The sequence below is a fragment of the Pseudarthrobacter chlorophenolicus A6 genome, from assembly GCF_000022025.1.
Taxonomy (GTDB): Bacteria; Actinomycetota; Actinomycetes; order Actinomycetales; family Micrococcaceae; genus Arthrobacter; species Arthrobacter chlorophenolicus.
This window is the reverse complement of sequence record NC_011886.1, coordinates 2,042,356-2,060,156: the sequence shown is the minus strand read 5'-3', so window position 1 is coordinate 2,060,156 and position 17,801 is coordinate 2,042,356. Positions and strand designations below refer to the sequence as shown.

Annotated in this window: 13 protein-coding genes; 5 read left to right on the top strand and 8 right to left on the bottom strand. The window is 66.2% G+C overall.

The features are described from left to right. Positions 1–18 precede the first annotated feature (18 nt). From ACHL_RS09165 to ACHL_RS09150, 4 genes are all read right to left on the bottom strand, one after another. The gene (locus ACHL_RS09165) at positions 19–399 is read right to left on the bottom strand and encodes a GntR family transcriptional regulator (protein ID WP_015937015.1); all 381 of its coding nucleotides are present in this window, start codon (positions 397–399) and stop codon (positions 19–21) included. Further along, positions 396–2,201, bottom strand: coding sequence for an ABC transporter ATP-binding protein (locus tag ACHL_RS09160; protein ID WP_015937014.1), 1,806 nt, complete (start codon positions 2,199–2,201; stop codon positions 396–398). Before ACHL_RS09160 ends, ACHL_RS09165 begins: the two co-directional genes overlap by 4 nt. Then, a complete protein-coding gene (locus tag ACHL_RS09155) occupies positions 2,198–3,952 on the bottom strand; it encodes an ABC transporter ATP-binding protein (RefSeq protein ID WP_139187436.1) in 1,755 nt (584 codons plus the stop codon). The genes ACHL_RS09160 and ACHL_RS09155 overlap by 4 nt, the downstream gene beginning before the upstream one ends. Before the next feature lie 174 nt (positions 3,953–4,126). Continuing rightward, positions 4,127–4,906 (bottom strand): trans-aconitate 2-methyltransferase, encoded by a 780-nt coding sequence (locus ACHL_RS09150; RefSeq protein WP_015937012.1) that lies wholly within the window; start codon positions 4,904–4,906, stop codon positions 4,127–4,129. Between the two features lie 123 nt (positions 4,907–5,029). Here ACHL_RS09150 and ACHL_RS09145 point away from each other — a divergent pair, with 123 nt between their 5' ends. The 3 genes from ACHL_RS09145 to ACHL_RS09135 are packed head-to-tail and all read left to right on the top strand — an operon-like array spanning position 5,030 to position 9,399. Beyond that, positions 5,030–7,573 carry a DEAD/DEAH box helicase gene (locus ACHL_RS09145; protein WP_015937011.1) on the top strand — a complete coding sequence of 848 codons (2,544 nt, stop codon included), beginning with the start codon at positions 5,030–5,032 and terminating at the stop codon, positions 7,571–7,573. A gap of 13 nt (positions 7,574–7,586) precedes the next feature. Next, the gene (locus ACHL_RS09140; protein ID WP_015937010.1) at positions 7,587–8,087 is read left to right on the top strand and encodes a GNAT family N-acetyltransferase; all 501 of its coding nucleotides are present in this window, start codon (positions 7,587–7,589) and stop codon (positions 8,085–8,087) included. Beyond that, on the top strand, positions 8,080–9,399 hold the full coding sequence (locus ACHL_RS09135; RefSeq protein ID WP_015937009.1) for an alpha/beta fold hydrolase: 1,320 nt from the start codon (positions 8,080–8,082) through the stop codon (positions 9,397–9,399). Before ACHL_RS09140 ends, ACHL_RS09135 begins: the two co-directional genes overlap by 8 nt. Here ACHL_RS09135 and ACHL_RS09130 read toward each other — a convergent pair. From ACHL_RS09130 to coaE, 4 genes are all read right to left on the bottom strand, one after another. Then, positions 9,385–10,710, bottom strand: coding sequence for an MFS transporter (locus ACHL_RS09130; protein ID WP_015937008.1), 1,326 nt, complete (start codon positions 10,708–10,710; stop codon positions 9,385–9,387). The genes ACHL_RS09135 and ACHL_RS09130 overlap by 15 nt on opposite strands. A 106-nt stretch (positions 10,711–10,816) precedes the next feature. Further along, on the bottom strand, positions 10,817–11,845 hold the full coding sequence (locus ACHL_RS09125; RefSeq protein ID WP_015937007.1) for a TerC family protein: 1,029 nt from the start codon (positions 11,843–11,845) through the stop codon (positions 10,817–10,819). Positions 11,846–12,050: 205 nt separating this feature from the next. After that, positions 12,051–14,165: an excinuclease ABC subunit UvrB gene (gene uvrB, locus ACHL_RS09120; protein ID WP_015937006.1), complete on the bottom strand. Its 2,115-nt coding sequence runs from the start codon at positions 14,163–14,165 to the stop codon at positions 12,051–12,053. 80 nt (positions 14,166–14,245) lie between these two features. Then, positions 14,246–15,460 carry a dephospho-CoA kinase gene (gene coaE / locus ACHL_RS09115; protein ID WP_015937005.1) on the bottom strand — a complete coding sequence of 405 codons (1,215 nt, stop codon included), beginning with the start codon at positions 15,458–15,460 and terminating at the stop codon, positions 14,246–14,248. Positions 15,461–15,554: 94 nt separating this feature from the next. On the opposite strand from coaE, the gene ACHL_RS09110 reads away from it, so the two are divergent. Both ACHL_RS09110 and ACHL_RS09105 read left to right on the top strand, forming a co-directional pair. After that, complete coding sequence (locus tag ACHL_RS09110; protein ID WP_043793910.1) at positions 15,555–16,493, top strand: ABC transporter ATP-binding protein; 939 nt, start codon at positions 15,555–15,557, stop codon at positions 16,491–16,493. Then, positions 16,490–17,788, top strand: a complete 1,299-nt coding sequence (locus ACHL_RS09105) for an ABC transporter permease (RefSeq protein ID WP_015937003.1) — start codon at positions 16,490–16,492, stop codon at positions 17,786–17,788. The genes ACHL_RS09110 and ACHL_RS09105 overlap by 4 nt, the downstream gene beginning before the upstream one ends. Positions 17,789–17,801 lie beyond the last annotated feature (13 nt).

Genomic DNA, 17,801 nt, shown 5'->3' with positions numbered 1-17,801 from the left:
ACGCGCACGGTTCCGCCCTCAGGGAACATCGTAGGCGGCGGCCAGCAGCTTCACCGCTTCCGCGAACGTTGCCCCCTGCGCCTTGGCGGTGGCGGCGTAGGCCGCAGCGGCATCGGACAACCCTTCGAGGCGTTCGTCACGCGCGCAGACCACGGTGCCGTTCCTGCCCCGGGTTGCCACAATCCCTGCTGCTTCGAGCTCCTTGTACGCGCGCGCCACGGTGTGCGGTGCGACGTCCAGCCGCTCCGCGAGTGCCCGGACGGCAGGCAGCCTGGTACCGGGAGCCAGCACCCCGTTATCCACCTGGTGGATCACCTGCAGGCGCAGCTGTTCAAACAGGGCCACGGTGCTGGTGGCATTGGGCTTCCACGTCCCGGGGAAGTCGGCTGTGGAGCTCACAGCCCGGCCTCAAGGGCACCGGAGCGGCGCGGCGCCGCCGAGAACTGGGCGTTGTAGAGCCGTGCGTAAAAGCTGTTCGCGGCCAAGAGGCCCTGGTGCGTGCCCTGCTCAACAATGCGTCCGTGGTCCATGACGAGAATTAGATCAGCGTTCCTGACCGTGGACAAACGGTGCGCGATGACAAAGCTGGTCCTCCCCCGCCGCAGCCGGAGCATGGCCTGCCGGATCAGCAGTTCCGTCCTGGAATCGACGGAACTGGTTGCCTCATCGAGGATCAGCACCTCCCGGCCGGCGAGTTGTGCCCGCGCGATGGTGATGAGTTGCCGCTGGCCCTGGCTGAGGGGTTCGCCGCCGTTTTCCAGCACGGTGTCGTAGCCGTCCGGCAGCGACCTGACGAAGCGGTCCACGTAGCTGGCCTCCGCGGCGGCCCGGATTTCTTCTTCGGTGGCGCCGGGCAGTCCATAGGCGATGTTGTCCCTGATGGTGCCGCCAAACAGCCACGTGTCCTGAAGCACCACACCGAACTGCCCGCGGAGCCGGTCCAGCTGGACAGCGCCGATGTCGGTGCCGCCCATCGTGATCAGGCCAGTGCCCGGTTCGTAGAACCGCATCAGCAGGTTCACCACCGTGGTTTTGCCCGCCCCGGTATGGCCAACGATGGCGACCATCTGGCCAGGTTCCACGGCAAATGACAGGTTCCGGACTGCGGGCGCCGCCCCGGGGTAGCCGAACGTCACGTTGTCAAAGACGATCCGCCCGCCCGATGGCGCTTCCAGGGTGCCGCTGTCCGCGTCCTCTTCCGAGTCAAGGAGGGCAAACACGCGTTCCGCCGATGCCGCGCAGGACTGGATCAGGTTGAGGAGACCGCCGATCTGGCCCACCGGCTGGGTGAAAAGCCTGCTGAACTGGATGAATGCCTGGATCCCGCCGATGGTCATGGCGCCTGCGATGACCTGGAGAGCGCCGACCACCGCGACGGCAATGTAGTTGAGGTTTGCCATCAGCACCATCAGGGGCTGCACCACGCCGGCCGAATACTGCGCTTTGGTGGCCGCGCGGGCCAACCGGCTGTTGCTGCTCGCGAAGACCTCGGCTGCCTGCGGCTGCTGCCCGAAGGCCTTGATCACCTCGTGGCCCGTGATGAATTCCTCCACGTGGGAGTTCAGCTCCCCTGTTTCCTTCCATTGGCGCGCGAAATGCTCCTGCGACCTGCGGGCCACGAGCACTGTGACACCCATGGAGAGCGGAACGGAGGCGATGGCGATGCAGGCGAGGAGAGGGGAAATCCACAGCATCATGGCGAGCGACCCGAACAGCATCAGGACGGACATGATCAGCTGGGTGAGAAGCTGGTTCAACGCCTGGGAGATGTTGTCGATGTCGTTGGTGGCCCGGCTCAGCACGTCGCCGCGGGACCGCTCCCGGAAGTAGGTGGACGGGAGCCGGTGCAGTTTGCCTTCCACGGCGCCGCGCAGTCCGTACATGACACCCTGGACGGACCGGGCGGTCAGGGAACCCTGCACCCAGTTGAACAGCGACGTGAAGATGTACATCAGCGACACGGCAGCCAGCAGGAGGCCGAGCCCTTCCTGGTCCAGTGCTCCCCTGACCACACCGTCCACCACAATGTCTGTGGCGTCGCCGAGCAGTTTGGGGGCTGCCACGTTCAGGGCCGCGAACGCGCAGGTGGCGGCGACGGCACCCAGCATGAGGGCCCGGAACGGCTGGAGCAGGCCCAGCAGCCTGCCGGCCGTGCGCCAGAAACCGGCCCCGCCCATTTCCGTGCCGGGTGCCGCCGTCATTGCGGCCCGTCCAGGGCAAGCTGCGAATCGGCGATCTCCCGGTAGGTAGGGGACGTCTCCAGCAACTCGCCGTGCGTGCCCTGCGCGACGAGCCGCCCGCCGTCGAGCACCAGTATCAGGTGGGCGTCATCCACCGCGGCGATGCGTTCGGCCACGATAATCCTGGTGGCCGCGGCCAGCCGGACGTCCAGGGCCTGCCGAAGCCTGGTGTCCGTGTCGTAGTCCAGTGCGGAAAAACTGTCGTCAAAGAGGTACAGCGGGGCCTTGCGCAACAGGGCGCGGGCGATGCACAGCCGCTGCCGCTGCCCGCCGGAGAGGTTGGTGCCGCCCTGCCCTACCGGCGTTGCCAGCCCCAGCGGAAGGTCCCGCATGAAGCGCATGGTCTGCGCCGCCTCCAAAACCTCCCAGAGTTCGTGGTCGGAGGCGCCGGGTGAGGCCATCCGCAGGTTGTCCGCAATGGTCCCGGAAAAGAGGTGGGAGTGTTGCGGGACAATCGACATGGATCTGCGCAGGAGGTCCAGCGGCAGTTCGCGGACATCGGTGCCGTCAAGGAGGATGTGGCCTTCGGTGGTGTCGAGGAACCTCGGGACCAGGTTCAGCAGTGTTGATTTGCCGCTGCCTGTGGACCCCACGATAGCCGTGGTGGTCCCCGGCGCAGCCACGAAGTTCAGGTCGGCGAGGACCGGCGCTTCCGCTCCAGGGTAGGAGAAGCCCACACCCCTGAACTCCAGGGCTCCGGGCCCGGCCAGGGGCGAAATCGGATCTCCCGCGGCCACGGCAGGGCGCGACGGCGGGAGGCCGGCAGGGCCTGCGACTGAAGGTTCGGTATCCAGCACCGCAGAGATCCGCTCGGCGCAGACTGCCGCCCGCGGGGCCGTCATCAGCACGTACATGGACATCATGATGGCCAGGAGGATCTGCAGGATGTAGGCGATGAAGGCGGTCAGCGCGCCCAGGTTCATCTCACCGGCCTGGATCCGGTGGCCGCCGAACCATACCACCGCCACCGAGGAGAGGTTCACCACGAGCATGATCAGGGGCAGCATGCCGGCTACGAGCAGCGCTGACTGCATGTTGTTGGCCGTAAGGCTGGAGTTGGCGCGGGCGAACCGGCGCGTTTCGTGGTCCTGCCGGACGAAGGCGCGGATGGCGTTGGCGCCGATAATTTGCTCGCGCAGGATGCCGCCGGCGTTGTCGAGCAGGTCCTGGCCGTCGCGGTAGAGCGGGATGAGCCGGCGGACGATCAGGGCCATGATCAGCACGAGCAGCGGCACGATGACGATGACGACGGCGGACAGTGCCACGTCCTGCTGCAGGGCAAGGATGATCCCGCCGATTCCCATGGCAGGGCCGGCCACCAGCATGGTGAAGACCAGGATGGCGAAGGACTGCACCTGCTGGGTGTCGTTGGTTGCCCGGGTGGTCAGGCTTTGAGTGCCGAAGCGGGCAACTTCCAGGGAGGACAGGGACTGGATCCGGGCAAAGATTTCCGCGCGGAGCCGGTGCCCGATCCGCATTGCCACGACGGCGCCCAGGTACCCGGCCGCTATGGCCGCAGCCGCCTGGACAGCGGCGATGCCGGCCATCACGACACCAAGGCGGGAAATGACGCCAGTATCACCGGGAACAATTCCGTCGTCAATGATGGCGGCGTTCACGGTTGGCAGCAGGAGGTTGGCGGCTGCCTGGATCAGCTGCAGCAGGACGACGGCGGCGACGGAACCCTTTTGGTCCGAGAGCAGGCGCCTCATCAAACCGATCAGCAACGAACCTCCACTTCGGTCGGGGGCCGTCGGGGCCGGACGTCGGCCTCTCCCCCAGAAACCACTCCGTCATTGTAAGCCAGATCACTTTCCCCCGCTGTCAAAGACATGACAGGCCCGTTGGGCTGCCTGCACAGCGGCGGGACAGTGACGGGAAAACGCTCAGTGCGCTTTGCGTCCCACCGCGAAGATCCTCCGGAAGGGGAACACTGTGCCGTGCCGGCCCGGAGGGTAGGCCGCGCGGAGCGCCTCGGCGTACTCCGCTTCGAAGGCGGCACCGTCCTCCGGCGGGAGCACGGCCAGGACGGGGCGCAGGGCAGTTCCACGGACCCATTCCAGGACGGGGTCGGCCCCGGGCAGCAGCTGCTGGTACGTGGTTTCCCACGCGTCCGCAGTGCAACCGGCATCGAGCATAATTTCGAGGTAGTCCGCCGGTTCACCGACGGACTCGCCGCCCCGCAGGACGCCGTCGAGCTGCGCCGCCCACCGCGCCGACCCGGCCAGGTGGCGCATCAGCTGATGGGACGGGGCGTTGAAGTTCCCGGGCACCTGCATCGCGAACCAGCCGCCGGGGCGCAGCGCGGCCAGCCAGGTCCGCAGCAGGTCCTGGTGCCCCGGGACCCACTGCAGCGCCGCGTTTGTCACCACCACCTCCGTGTCAGCAGCGGGCAGCCAGTCCCGGATGTCCTGCTGCTCGAACGCGAGTGATGGCTGCGCGGCGGCGAGGTCCGCGGCTTTGCCCAGCATCTGGGCCGATGAGTCCACTCCCACCACCCGGGCACCGGGCCAGCGGCGGGCGAGCGTTGCCGTCAGGTTCCCGGGCCCGCAGCCCAGGTCAACCACCTGGCCGGGGTTGGCGGCCTGGATCCTGCCGGTGAGGTCGAAAAACGGGCGGTTCCGGTAATCGCCGAACTCAACGTACTTCTCAGGATCCCATTCCATGCGCTTCTCCATGCCCCTGGTGCTGACTCTGCTACGGGAAGCCTAGCCCGGGACGTCGGGCGCCGGCACCGTGCGCCGGACCCACGGATTTCTCGCCGCGGCGGGGCACTAAGCTGGAAAACAATGAAACTCGTTGACCAGCTGACCGATCTGACCGCGCCGGGACCGGCGGCCGCCGTCGACCCCGACCTCCTGTACACCCGCTTTGTGGAATGGACTGAAAGCCGCGGCCTGGACCTGTATCCAGCGCAGGACGAGGCCATCATGGAACTCGCCACCGGCGCCAACGTGATCCTCGCAACACCCACCGGGTCCGGGAAGTCCCTGGTTGCCATCGCAGCCCACTTCCAGGCGATGGCGCTGGGCCGGCGCAGCTACTACACGGCACCGATCAAGGCGCTGGTATCGGAAAAGTTCTTCGCGCTCTGCGAGATTTTCGGCGCCGAGAACGTGGGCATGATCACCGGCGATTCGGGCGTGAACCAGGACGCCCCGATCATCTGCTGCACCGCCGAGATCCTGGCCAACATTGCGCTTCGCGAAGGCGGCACGGCGGACCTGGGCTCCGTCATCATGGACGAGTTCCACTTCTACTCGGACCCGCAGCGCGGCTGGGCCTGGCAGGTGCCGCTGCTGGAACTGCCGCAGGCGCAATTCCTGCTCATGTCCGCCACGCTGGGCGACGTGACCCGGTTTGAGAAGGGCCTCACCGCCCTCACCGGGCGCACCAGCACCACCGTGAGCTCAGCCGAACGGCCCATTCCGCTGCATTTCTACTACCACGAGACCCCGGTCCACGAGACCCTCGAAGAGCTCCTGTCCACCAAGCAGGTTCCGGTGTATGTGGTGCACTTCAGCCAGCTCGAAGCGATCGACCGCGCCCAGACGCTCATGAGCATCAACGTGTGCACGCGTGAAGAAAAGGACAAGATCGCGGACCTCATTGCGAACTTCCGGTTCGCCGCCGGGTTCGGGAAGACCCTCAACCGGCTGGTCCGCCACGGGATCGGCGTGCACCACGCCGGCATGCTGCCGAAGTACCGGCGGCTGGTGGAACAGCTGGCGCAGGCGGGACTGCTGAAGGTCATCTGCGGTACGGACACCCTGGGCGTGGGCATCAACGTTCCCATCCGCACCGTGTTGCTCACTGCTTTGAGCAAGTACGACGGCGTCCGTACCCGGCTGCTCAACTCCCGCGAGTTCCACCAGATTGCGGGGCGGGCGGGCCGGGCAGGGTACGACACCGCCGGAACGGTGGTGGTGCAGGCTCCGGAGCACGTCACCGAGAATGTCAGGGCCATGGCCAAGGCCGTGGCCAAGTTCGGCGACGACCAGAAGAAGCTGCGCCAGGTGGTGAAGAAGAAGCCCCCGGAAGGATTCGTGTCCTGGGGCGAACCCACCTACCGGCGGCTCGTGGAATCCGTACCCGACCCGCTGGCCTCCAGCTTCACGGTGACGCACGCCATGCTGATGAACCTGATGGAACGTCCCGGGGACCCGTTTGCCGCCGCACGCCGGCTGCTGACGGAAAACCACGAAACCCGGCCCGCTCAGCTCCGGCTGATGAAGAAGGCCCTGGGCATCTACCGCGAACTGCTTGCCGCCGAAGTTGTGGAACGGATTCCGGAAGCCGAGCAGGGTCCGGACGGGCGCGCCGTCCGCCTGACGGTGCACCTGCAGGCGAACTTCGCACTCAACCAGCCGCTCTCTCCCTTCGCACTCGCCGCGCTGGAGCTCCTTGACCCGGAGTCGCCGTCGTACGCCCTGGACGTGGTGTCCATCATCGAGGCGACGCTGGAAAAGCCGCGCCAGATCCTCTCCGCGCAGCAGAAGAAGGCCCGCGGCGAGGCGGTAGCCGCCATGAAGGCTGACGGGATCGAGTACGACCAGCGGATGGCGATGCTGGACGAAGTGACCTACCCGCAGCCGCTGGCGGACATCCTGGCCGAGGCCTTCGAGGTATACCGCAAGGCCGCCCCGTGGGTGGGCGACTTTGAGCTCGCACCCAAGTCCGTGGTCCGGGACATGTACGAGCGCGCCATGAACTTCGGCGAGTTTGTCCAGTTCTATGGGCTGGCCCGCTCGGAAGGCATCGTGCTGCGGTATCTCGCCGATGCGTTCAAGGCCCTCCGGCAGACCGTCCCGCAGGACATGCTCCGCGACGATCTGGAAGACCTGACCGCGTGGCTGGGCGAACTGGTCCGGCAGGTGGATTCCAGCCTGCTGGATGAATGGGAGGAACTGGCGTCCGGGGCCATGCCAACGCCGCATGACGCACCGCCGCCTCCCCCGCCGTCGCTGACGTCCAACATCCGCGCCTTCCGCGTGATGGTCCGCAATGAGATGTTCCGCCGCGTGGAGCTCTTCGCCGATGAGGACGCCGCGGCCCTGGGCGAACTCGACGGCGGCTCGGGCTGGGACGCCGACCGGTGGGAAGACGCCCTGGACGACTACTTCGACGAATACGACGACATCGGCACCGGACCGGACGCCCGCGGACCGGGCCTGCTGATCATCACTGAGGAAGCCGGGGTGTGGAAGGTCCGCCAGATCTTCGACGACCCGGCGCGGAACCACGACTGGGGCATCTCCGCCGAAGTGAACCTGGCGGAATCGGACGAAACCGGCACCGCGGTGGTGAGGGTAACGGGCGTCAACCGGCTTTAGGTAAGCTCGGACAATGAGTGTAATCCGCCCCGCAACCGAGCACGACGTCCCGGCAATCCTCCGGATGATCCACGAACTGGCGCACTACGAAAAAGAGCCTGACGCGGTCCGGAATACCCCGGAAATGCTGCGGGCTGCCCTCTTCGGCAAAAACCCGCGGGTGTTCGCGGCAATGGCCGAAAATGCGGCGGGCGATGTGCAGGGCTTCGCGCTGTGGTTCCTGAACTATTCCACCTGGGAAGGCGTTCACGGGATCTACCTCGAGGACCTCTACGTCAGTCCGGAGGCGCGCGGCGAGGGCCACGGGAAAGCCCTGTTGAAGCACCTCGCCGGAATCGCCGTCGAGAACGGCTACGCCCGGGTGGAATGGAGCGTGCTGGACTGGAACGAGCCCTCCATCAACTTCTACCGCAGCCTGGGTGCCCGGCCGATGGACGGGTGGTCCACGTTCCGGCTCACCGGCGATGCCCTGGCTCAGTTTGGCAGCCCAGTTCCGGCCGCGGCCCATGGCTGAGGCAGGCCACCGGATCCGCGCACGCCATGAGTTCCGCGGCATGCGTACAGTGGAGCACTTCTTCACCGTGCCGCTGGACCATGCCGACACCGGCGTGGACGCCGAAACCATCACCGTCTTTGCCCGCGAATATGTGGCGGCCGGGCACAGCGCCGAAGAAGCGGAGAACCTGCCCTGGCTGCTGTTCCTTCAGGGCGGCCCGGGAGGTCGCGGCAACAGGTTCGGGACGTTGGGCGGCTGGAGCAAGGCGGCGGCCAAGGACTTCCGCATCCTCATGCTGGACCAGCGGGGAACCGGCCTGTCCACCCCGGCGGACCGCAAGACACTTCCGCTGCGCGGGACGGCCGCCGGGCAGGCCGGCTACCTGGAGCACTTCCGTGCCGACTCGATAGTTGCCGACGCAGAACTGATCCGCAAAGCGCTGGGCATACCGTACTGGACCATCTACGGCCAGAGTTACGGCGGGTTCTGCGCCTTGACCTACCTGTCCTTTGCGCCGGAGGCCCTCCGCCAGGTGCTCATCACCGGTGGCCTCGCGCCGCTGACGGGTCCGGCGGACGATGTTTACCGCGCCACGTTCCAGCGGGTTGCGGCACGGAACGCTGAGTATTTCTCGTGGTACCCGGAGGACCGGGAGACGCTGCAGCGGATCGCCCGCCACTTGCGAAGCACGCCCGAAATCATGGCCGACGGCAGCCCGCTTACAGTGGAGCGGCTGCAGATGCTGGGTGCATTCCTGGGCGGGAACACCAGGGTGGACAGCCTCCACTACCTGCTCGAGGACGCCTTCACGGATACCCCTGACGGGCCCAGGCTTTCAGACGGGTTCCTGGAGCAGGTGCACGGTATCGTCTCACGGGCGTCCAACCCGCTGTACGCCCTGATGCATGAATCCATCTACGGGCAGGGCCAGGCCACAGCGTGGGCCGCCTGGCGGGTGCTGGACGAATACCCGGAATTCCGGCCCGACGCGGACCCGCTGCTGCTCACCGGCGAAATGGTCTACCCCTGGTACTTCGACCAGGACCCCGCCCTGCGCCCACTTCGGGAGGTGGCCGGACTGCTGGCCGCCAAGAACGACTGGAAGCCGCTGTACGACGTCCGCAGGCTGGCCGCCAACCGGGTGCCCGTGGCAGCTGCCGTCTACTCCGACGACATCTACGTGGACCGGAAACTTTCCTTGGAGACTGCAGCAACCGTCCGCGGCCTCAAGGTCTGGGAAACGGGCGATTTCCACCACGATGGGATCGCCGACGACGGCGAGGGAATCTTCGCCCGGCTCCTGGGAATGGTGGCGTCAGGCCGCAGCTGATTGCCGGTGCGCCGAAATCCTGGCAATCGCGGCGGCGGCCAGGACGCAGGCGGCGATTGCGCCGGCAAGCATGTTGAGGCCGAAGTATCCCGCTCCGCTCAGCACCAGGCCGGAGGCTGCGCCGCCCACCGCTCCCGCCGCCCCCATCAGCATGTCCGAAACCCCTTGAACCACCACGCGGGCGTCCTCCTTCACGCTTTCGGCCAGGAGCGTGGACCCGGCCACGGTGGATGCCGACCAGCCCAGTCCCAGCAGCACCAGCCCGGCGGCCACCGCGGCAGTTGACTCCTGCCCGAAGCCGGCAACGGCCACGCCCGCAATCAGCGTGGCAAAGCCGAGCATGATGGTTTCCGTCCTGCCTGCCTTGTCCGTCAGCCACCCCATGACCGGGGACAGGGCAAACATTCCGGCGATGTGCAGTGAAATGGTAAAGCCGATGATCACCAGGACACCGCCGTCGGCCGCGTGGCCGGCATGCGGCGCACCCGGTCCTTCCACCAGGTGCTGCAGGTGCAGCGGCGTCATCGACATGACGCCCACCATGACCGCGTGGGCACCAACCACTGCGGCGACGGCCAGCAGCGCCATGCGGGAACCGCGGATGGCCCGCATGCCCCTGGCGAGCCGCCCTCCCGGCTTCGGCCGCGGCTGCGTGGCGGTACCGGCATCGCCGGCGGGGCCCGCAAGTTCCCTCGCCAGCAGCAGTGGATCCGGCCTGAGTCCGGCGGACACGAGGATGATTGCCGTCAGCAGGCCGGCGCTGGAGATGACGAACGGCCCGGCTACCGGGGGCAGCCCCAGCGCCTGTCCTACGGCGGCGCCGGGCTGGATCAGGTTCGGTCCGGCCACGGCGCCGATGGTCACCGCCCAGACGACCGTCGCCAGCGCCCGGCCGCGGTGTCCGGCGTCGGCAAGGTCGACGGCGGCGAAACGGGCCTGCAGGTTCGCTGCGGTGCCTGCCCCGATGCCCGCCGCACCCAGCATGAGGAGCACGAACACCCCGGTCACCACAGAGAGCACCATCAGGATCGCGCCGGCCAGCGCCGCGAGCATGCCGGCCACCTGGCCGGCCCTGCGCCCCCTGCGGTCCGCCAGGGCCGCCAGCGGCAATGCCGTCAGGGCGGCTCCGAGGGTCATGACGGTGGCCACCGCTCCTGCCCAGGCGCTGGAGCCGGACAGATCGACGGCAAGGATCGAACCGATGGATACAGTGGCGCCCGTGCCGACGCCGCCAAAAACCTGCGCAGCAGCCAAAAGGGCCACGGTGCGCCGCTGCACCCGTGCCACCTCATGCTCCGCCATGATGGCCATGGACCGAGCATAGTCCCGCCGGGCCTGGTCCAGCAGGGGTTAAAAGGACAGCAGCCCCGGCGCGCATGCGGCCGGGACTGCTGTCAGCTGAAGCGGGAGGGAGCGCCTACTCGGCGTCGCTGTGGCTCTTCCGGACGTCCTCTTCGAGGCGCGGGTCCATGTGGGCTTCCTTGGCCTTGGAGCTGAGGAGGCTGGCGACGACGGCGATGACGATGGTGCCGACGATGACCGCGAGGGAAACGAACGTGGGGATCTCCGGTGCCCATTCGATGTGCTTGCCGCCGTTGATGAACGGCAGTTCGTTCACGTGCATGGCGTGCAGCACCAGCTTGACGCCGATGAACGCCAGGATGAAGGACAGGGCGTGCTTCAGGTACACCAGGCGGTTCATGAGGCCGCCGAGCAGGAAGTACAGCTGGCGCAGGCCCATGAGGGCGAACAGGTTGGCGGTGAACACGATGAACGGGCTCTGGGTGAGGCCGAAGATGGCGGGGATGGAGTCCACGGCGAACAGCAGGTCCGTCAGGCCGATGGTGATGAACACGATCAGCATGGGGGTGAAGACCTTCTTGCCGTTCACGGTGGTGCGCAGCTTGCCTTCGTCGAACTTCTCCGACATGGGGATGACCTTGCGGATCCGGGCGATGAGGGGGTTTTCCTTGTCCTCTTCGTCTTCGCCCTCGTCCTGGGCCTGCTTCCACGCCGTCCACAGCAGGAACGCGCCGAAGATGTAGAACACCCAGCTGAACTGCTCGATCACGATGGCGCCGAGAAGGATGAAGATGCCGCGCAGGACCAGGGCGATGATGATGCCCACCATCAGCACTTCCTGCTGGTACTTCCTGGGCACTGAGAACCGGGCCATGATGATGATGAAGACGAAGAGGTTGTCGATGCTGAGGCTGTACTCAGTGACCCAGCCTGCAACGAACTGGCCGCCATACTCGTGTCCGGCGAAGATAAACATGGCGCCGGCAAACAGCAGGGCCAGGGTGACGTAGAACGCCACCCACAGTCCGGCTTCCTTCATGGACGGTTCGTGCGGGCGGCGAACGACCAGGAGCAGGTCGATCAGGAGGATCAGGCCGAGGACGACAAAGGAGCCGACCTCGAACCACAAGGGCAATTCGAGCACAGGGGTAGCCTTTCGCGGGGTACAGAGATGCGGTGTAAGTCTCTCCGGCCAGCCTGGGCACTTGGTGCTGATGCGGCGGGCCCGCTACGCCCGGCTGGGCAACCATGCCCTGCGTGTTGACGATCGTAGCGCTTTGGGATACTCCCCTACGTGACGTTAACTGTACCGCAGCGCAGCCGGAAGCCACCCCGTGGTGACGTATGTGTCAGGCGTGGCCGGCAGCCTGCATCTGCCGCAGTTCCTTCTTCAGTTCGCTGACCTCGTCCCGGATGCGGGCGGCCACTTCGAACTGCAGTTCCGCGGCAGCGCCGTGCATCTGCTCGGTCAGCTGCGCGATCATGCCCACCAGGTCCTCTGCCGGTGCTGCGGCCAGGCCGTCCGCCCGTACCTGCGCAGCAGCCTTCTTCGCCCCGGGCTTGTTGGCTCCCGTGATGCCGCGCTTGCCCTTGCCGTAGTCGAAGCTGCCCAGCAGTGCATCGGTGTCGGCGTCTTCCTTGGCCAGCTGGTCAGTGATGTCGGCGATCTTCTTCCGCAAGGGCTGCGGGTCGATTCCATGCTCGGTGTTGTAGGCCACCTGGATGGCCCGGCGCCGGTTGGTTTCATCGATGGCCTGGGCCATGGAATCTGTGATCCGGTCCGCGTACATGTGCACCTGGCCCGAGACGTTACGTGCCGCGCGGCCGATGGTCTGGATCAGGGACGTGGAGGACCGGAGGAAGCCTTCCTTGTCGGCGTCGAGGATGCTGACCAGGGAAACCTCGGGCAGGTCAAGGCCTTCCCTCAAGAGGTTAATGCCGACAAGGACATCGAAAGTCCCCATCCGCAATTCCCTCAGCAGCTCAACGCGGCGCAGGGTGTCGACGTCCGAGTGCAGGTATTCGACTTTGACGCCGTGGCCCAGCAGGTAGTCGGTGAGGTCTTCGGCCATCCGCTTGGTGAGCGTGGTTACCAGGACGCGTTCGTTCCTTTCGGTCCGCGTCCTGATCTCGCCCAGCAGGTCATCGATCTGGCCCTTGGTGGGCTTGACCACCACCTCGGGATCGATCAGGCCGGTGGGCCGGATGATCTGCTGGACAAAGCCGTCAGCCTTGCCCAGCTCGTATTTGCCGGGCGTTGCCGACAGATAGACGGTCTGGCCCACGCGCTCAAGGAATTCGTCCCATTTCAGCGGCCGGTTGTCCATGGCGGAGGGCAACCGGAAGCCGAAGTCCACGAGGTTCCGCTTCCGGGACATGTCACCCTCGTACATGGCGCCGATCTGCGGCACTGTCACGTGGGATTCGTCGATGACCAGCAGGAAGTCGTCCGGAAAATAGTCCAGCAGGCAGTGCGGCGCCGTGCCGCGGGCACGGCCGTCGATGTGGGAGGAGTAGTTTTCGATGCCGTTGCAGAAACCCATCTGCTGCATCATTTCCAGGTCATAAGTGGTGCGCATCCGGAGCCGCTGGGCCTCGACGAGCTTGTTCTGGCTCTCAAGGACCTGGAGGCGCTCGGCCAGTTCGTCCTCGATGCGCTTGATGGCGCGGCTCATCCGCTCGGGACCGGCCACATAGTGCGAGGCCGGAAAGACGTACATTTCCTCTTCATCCTGGATGATCTGGCCGGTCAGCGGGTGAAGGGTCTGGATGTTTTCAATTTCGTCCCCGAAGAACTCGATCCGGATGGCGAGTTCCTCGTACATGGGGATGATCTCCACGGTGTCGCCGCGGACGCGGAACGTCCCGCGGTGGAAGTCCATGTCGTTCCGGGCGTACTGCATGGAGACGAACTTCCGGAGGAGGTCGTCCCGGTTCATTTCGGCGCCCTTGCGCAGCGTCACCATGCCGGCGATGTACTCTTCCGGGGTGCCCAGGCCGTAGATGCAGGACACGGTGGCCACCACAACGACGTCCCGCCGCGTGAGCAGGGCGTTCGTGGCGGAGTGCCGCAGCCGCTCGACTTCCTCGTTGATGGACGAGTCCTTCTCAATGAAGGTGTCAGTCTGGGCCACATACGCCTCAGGCTGGTAGTAGTCGTAGTACGAGACGAAGTATTCCACCGCGTTGTTGGGCAGCAGTTCACGGAATTCGTTGGCCAGCTGCGCGGCGAGGGTCTTGTTCTGGACCATCACCAGGGTGGGCCGCTGCACCTGTTCAATGAGCCAGGCGGTGGTGGCGCTCTTGCCGGTACCCGTGGCGCCCAGCAGCACCACGTCTTTCTCGCCGTTGTTGATCCGCTCTGTCAGGTCGGCGATGGCGGCAGGCTGGTCGCCGGCCGGCTTGAACTCGCTGATGACTTCGAAGGGCGCTACAACACGGTTGATATCCTGCGCAAGGCTCATGGATCTAATCTACAACCGAGCACCGACACTGGACGTTCCAGTCCGTTACGGGCGAACAGTCCGGCGCGGTATCCACGCCTTCAGGGAGCGTACGACGGCGGTTCCCACCCGGTTGCGCCGGCCCAGGCCGCCATTGCGGGCCACGCGACGTCCGTGAACCACGGCTCCTTGGCCTCCGCGTAGGCCCTGGTGCTGCCCGAGCTTGCGTGCGCCGCCGCAAGTTCCGCCTTGTGCGTTTGATAGAGGCTACGCGCTGAGGGATCGTTCCGCAGCCAGTCCCGGAACAGCAGGGCGTAGCGCCAGCCGGGAGAGCCCGCCACCCGCACGTGGATGTTGACTGCTCTGCCGGGATCGGCGTTGGCGTGGAACCGCTTCTGCCACTTCGCCGGATCGGGGTCGGTAGGTTTCGGGGTGTCCTGGCCCGCCCCCGGGACCAGCGGGAAGCCTGCCGCACCCAGCAACGGGGCCAGCCTGTCCGCGGCATCCAGCCCGGAGACCGCTACCTGCAGGTCGATGACGTCCTTCGCGGCGAGGCCCGGGACGGAGCTGGAGCCGATGTGGTCCACTGCAAGGATCAGCCCCGGAGCCGCGGCCATGAGCCTCGCGGCGATCCGTGCGGCCTGTTGCGGCCAGTCCTCCCGATAGGCCTCGAGAATGGGCGCCCCGGTCCTTGCGGCCCGCACGCCGGCTGCCAGGTTCCGGGCATACGGCAGCAGGCGGGTGTCCCAGAGGTTGTCCACCTGTTCGAGTGTGTGCTGCAGGGTGCCGGAGTTGTCCAGGACGACGTCGGCCGCGGCCAGCCTGGTGTCCCGCGGGGCCTGCGCTGCCATCCTGGAGCGGGACGCCTCAGCGCTCATGCCCCGCAACTGCTGCATCCGCTCCAGGCGCAAGCCGTCCGGGGCGTCTACCACCAGGACAAGGTGGAAGTTGTTGCCCTGGCCGGTCTCCACCAGCAGGGGAATATCCTGGACCACCACCAAATCCTCCGGCGCGGCATTGGTGATGGCTGCAGCACGGGCGCGTACCAGCGGATGCACAATACTGTTCAACGCCGCCAGGCGGTCCTTGTTGCCGAACACAGCCTCTCCGAGGCGTGGGCGGTCAAGCCGGCCCTCGGCGTCGAGCATGTCCTGGCCGAATTCGGCAACGATGCGTTCCAGTCCCTCAGTGCCGGGCTCCACCACCTCGCGGGCGAGTGCGTCCGCGTCCACCAGGACCGCCCCGCGCTCCTTCAGCCGGGAGGCAACCACCGACTTCCCTGACGCGATCCCGCCGGTCAATCCGATCTTCAGCACCGTCCCAGCCTAGACGGAAGGCACGCGCCGCCGCGCCACGTTCCAACCACGCACCGCAGGCCGGGGCGGCCGGGTGGTTCGGTAGTCTGAGTCCATGACTGGAGGTGGTGCGGCTACGGAGCCGCTGGTCCATATCAAGGATTTCCGGATGGATTTCGGTGACGCCACCGTCATCAGGGACCTGTCCTTCGATGTGGGCGCCGGGGAAACCTTCGGTTTCCTGGGGAGCAACGGGTCGGGGAAAACCACCACCCTGCGTGCCCTGTTGGGGATCTACCAGCCCACCTCCGGGACGCTCCACATAGGCGGGAAACCGTTTGAACCCAGCGACGGCGCCCGGCTGGGTTACCTGCCGGAAGAGCGCGGCCTGTATAAGAAGGAACCGGTCCTGGACGTCATGGTCTATTTCGGCCGGCTCAAGGGCCTGGGCAAGGCGCAGGCCAGAGCCTGGTCCCTCGACTACCTGGAGCGGGTACAGCTGGCGGACAAGGCTGCCGCCAACCTGGACAAGCTCTCCGGTGGCCAGCAGCAGAAGATCCAACTCGGCGTCACCATCATGAACGCCCCGGAGCTGCTGATCCTGGACGAACCCACGAAGGGGTTCGATCCCGTGAACCGCCGCCTGCTGATGGACATCATTGAAGAACAGAAGCTGGCCGGCGCCACGGTCATCATGGTCACCCACCAGATGGAGGAAGTGGAACGGCTCTGCGACCGCGTCATCCTCCTCAAGGACGGCACCTCCCGCGCCTACGGCACAGTGGAGGAGGTGCAGGAACAGTTCGGCGGAACCCTCTACCGGGTAGGCTACGACGGCGTCCTGCCCCGCTCCACCCTGTACGACATCGCGCGTGACTCCGACGGGTACGCCGAACTGGCCCCGCGCCTGGGTACAGGACAGGCCGCGGTCCTGCGCGAGCTTGTCACTGCGGGCGTCAACGTCAGCAGCTTCACCACCGCCCGTGTTTCCCTGGATGAGATCTTCATCCGTGTCTACGGCGAACAGGACCAACCCGCGGAGGCCCGGCCATGAGCTCTGCACCATCACGTTCGTCTTCCACTCCTCCCATCCCGGCGCGGCGCCCGGCCGTGCGCTGGCACAACCTGGGCACCGTGGTGGGGTTTGAGTTCTTCCGCACCACCAAGAAGCCGCGGTTCTGGATCGCCACGCTGGCCATCCCCGTGGTGACGGCCATCGTCTTCGCCCTGATTTTCGTCAGCAACAGCTCCACCAGCGCGTCCGCCGATGCACAGAAAAATGCAACACTGTCATTCACCTACACGGACGCGTCGGGAATCATCCCGGAAGCCACCGGCCGGGCAGCCGGCGGGACCAAGGCGGCCAACCCGGAGCAGGCAGTCGCGGACGTCAAAGCCGGCACGGTGGACGCCTACTTCGCCTATCCGGCAGATCCCGCCGCCGAACCGGTGCGGGTGTACGGCGCGGACCGCGGGGTTTTCGCCAACGGGACCTACGAGGCGGTGGCCAAGCAACTGCTCATGCTCGCGGCGCAGGCAGACATTGGCTCTCCGCAACTGACTGCGGCAGCCAGCGGGAACGTCAAGGTGGACACCGAGACTTACCGGGACGGGGAGGCGTCCGGCGGCTTCGGCGCAGCCGTTCCGCCGCTGATGTTCCTGGTGCTTTTCTACGTGATGATCATCCTGCTCTCGAACCAGATGCTGAACAGCACCCTGGAAGAGAAGGAGAACAGGGTCACGGAAATGATCCTGACCACGCTGAACCCCACCACCCTGATCATCGGGAAGATCATCTCGCTCCTCCTGGTGGGCCTGGTCCAGATCTCTGTGTTCCTGGCACCGGTCATCATCGGCTTTGCCTTCTTCAGGGACAGGCTGTCACTTCCCGACATCGATCTCTCCGACATCGTGTTCGAACCGGGTCCGCTGGCGGTGGGCGCACTGCTGCTGCTGGGCGGCTTCCTGCTGTTCACCGCCGTCCTGGGTGCCATAGGCGCGGTGATGCCCAACGCAAAGGAAGCCGGGGTGGTCTTCGGCCCGCTGATGGCATTGATCTTCGTCCCGTTCTACGCCATCAGCCTCATTCTGAGCGACCCCCAGTCCCCTATCGTCCAGGTCTTCACCTACTTCCCGCTCTCGGCACCCGTGACGGCCATGCTCCGGAACGGTTTCGGAACCCTGGGTCCCGCCGAGTCGGTCATCGTGATCGCCGAACTGTTCATTGTCGGCATCCTGATGCTGCGGTTGTCCGTGCACCTGTTCCGGTACGGGTCCATCCAGTACACCGGCAAACTCCCGCTGGCCAATACACTGCGCCGCCGTCAGCGCGAGGCCGCCGGCAAGTAGGGCCGCCGCGATA

What these genes read in the sequence shown, in the direction of transcription:
- uvrB (WP_015937006.1), bottom strand. Translation starts at nt 14,165, where the DNA reads ATGAGCCTTGCGCAGGATATCAACCGTGTTGTAGCGCCCTTCGAAGTC.
- ACHL_RS09140 (WP_015937010.1), top strand. Translation starts at nt 7,587, where the DNA reads ATGAGTGTAATCCGCCCCGCAACCGAGCACGACGTCCCGGCAATCCTC.
- ACHL_RS09160 (WP_015937014.1), bottom strand. Translation starts at nt 2,201, where the DNA reads ATGACGGCGGCACCCGGCACGGAAATGGGCGGGGCCGGTTTCTGGCGC.
- ACHL_RS09110 (WP_043793910.1), top strand. Translation starts at nt 15,555, where the DNA reads ATGACTGGAGGTGGTGCGGCTACGGAGCCGCTGGTCCATATCAAGGAT.
- ACHL_RS09135 (WP_015937009.1), top strand. Translation starts at nt 8,080, where the DNA reads ATGGCTGAGGCAGGCCACCGGATCCGCGCACGCCATGAGTTCCGCGGC.
- ACHL_RS09150 (WP_015937012.1), bottom strand. Translation starts at nt 4,906, where the DNA reads ATGGAATGGGATCCTGAGAAGTACGTTGAGTTCGGCGATTACCGGAAC.
- ACHL_RS09155 (WP_139187436.1), bottom strand. Translation starts at nt 3,952, where the DNA reads ATGAGGCGCCTGCTCTCGGACCAAAAGGGTTCCGTCGCCGCCGTCGTC.
- ACHL_RS09130 (WP_015937008.1), bottom strand. Translation starts at nt 10,710, where the DNA reads ATGGCCATCATGGCGGAGCATGAGGTGGCACGGGTGCAGCGGCGCACC.
- ACHL_RS09145 (WP_015937011.1), top strand. Translation starts at nt 5,030, where the DNA reads ATGAAACTCGTTGACCAGCTGACCGATCTGACCGCGCCGGGACCGGCG.
- ACHL_RS09105 (WP_015937003.1), top strand. Translation starts at nt 16,490, where the DNA reads ATGAGCTCTGCACCATCACGTTCGTCTTCCACTCCTCCCATCCCGGCG.